This is a genomic window from Streptomyces sp. NPDC096013 (genome assembly GCF_044763565.1).
Taxonomy (GTDB): domain Bacteria; phylum Actinomycetota; class Actinomycetes; order Streptomycetales; family Streptomycetaceae; genus Streptomyces.
On the sequence record NZ_JBIWGK010000048.1, the window covers coordinates 1 to 1,417 of the forward strand.

Below are 1,417 nucleotides of genomic sequence, written 5' to 3' on the forward strand. Positions count from 1 at the left end.
AGTCTGAGACCTGATGCCGAGCCGATTGTGGTGAAGTGGATGATCCTATGCTGTCGAGAAAAGCCTCTAGCGAGTTTCATGGCGGCCCGTACCCTAAACCGACTCAGGTGGTCAGGTAGAGAATACCGAGGCGTTCGGGTGAACTATGGTTAAGGAACTCGGCAAAATGCCCCCGTAACTTCGGGAGAAGGGGGGCCATCACTGGTGATCCGATTTACTCGGTGAGCTGGGGGTGGCCGCAGAGACCAGCGAGAAGCGACTGTTTACTAAAAACACAGGTCCGTGCGAAGCCGTAAGGCGATGTATACGGACTGACGCCTGCCCGGTGCTGGAACGTTAAGGGGACCGGTTAGTCACTCTTCGGGGTGGCGAAGCTGAGAACTTAAGCGCCAGTAAACGGCGGTGGTAACTATAACCATCCTAAGGTAGCGAAATTCCTTGTCGGGTAAGTTCCGACCTGCACGAATGGCGTAACGACTTCTCGACTGTCTCAACCATAGGCCCGGTGAAATTGCACTACGAGTAAAGATGCTCGTTTCGCGCAGCAGGACGGAAAGACCCCGGGACCTTTACTACAGTTTGATATTGGTGTTCGGTTCGGCTTGTGTAGGATAGCTGGGAGACTGTGAAGCTTGGACGCCAGTTCAGGTGGAGTCGTCGTTGAAATACCAGTCTGGTCGTGCTGGATGTCTAACCTGGGTCCGTGATCCGGATCAGGGACAGTGTCTGATGGGTAGTTTAACTGGGGCGGTTGCCTCCTAAAGAGTAACGGAGGCGCCCAAAGGTTCCCTCAGCCTGGTTGGCAATCAGGTGTTGAGTGTAAGTGCACAAGGGAGCTTGACTGTGAGACCGACGGGTCGAGCAGGGACGAAAGTCGGGACTAGTGATCCGGCGGTGGCTTGTGGAAGCGCCGTCGCTCAACGGATAAAAGGTACCCCGGGGATAACAGGCTGATCTTCCCCAAGAGTCCATATCGACGGGATGGTTTGGCACCTCGATGTCGGCTCGTCGCATCCTGGGGCTGGAGTCGGTCCCAAGGGTTGGGCTGTTCGCCCATTAAAGCGGTACGCGAGCTGGGTTTAGAACGTCGTGAGACAGTTCGGTCCCTATCCGCTGCGCGCGCAGGAACATTGAGAAGGGCTGTCCCTAGTACGAGAGGACCGGGACGGACGAACCTCTGGTGTGCCAGTTGTTCTGCCAAGGGCATGGCTGGTTGGCTACGTTCGGGAGGGATAACCGCTGAAAGCATCTAAGCGGGAAGCCTGCTTCGAGATGAGTGTTCCCACCCACTAGATGGGTTAAGGCTCCCAGTAGACGACTGGGTTGATAGGCCGGATCTGGAAGGCGGGTAACCGCTGGAGGTGACCGGTACTAATAGGCCGAGGGCTTGTCCTCAGTTGCTCGCGTCCACTGTGTT

1 rRNA gene is annotated in these 1,417 nt (G+C 56.2%); it reads left to right on the forward strand.

Annotation, left to right across the window (positions count from 1 at the left end):
- Positions 1-1,395 (forward strand): 23S ribosomal RNA (locus ACIRB1_RS47120); the annotation flags it as partial.
- Between the last annotated feature and the right edge of the window lie 22 nt (positions 1,396-1,417).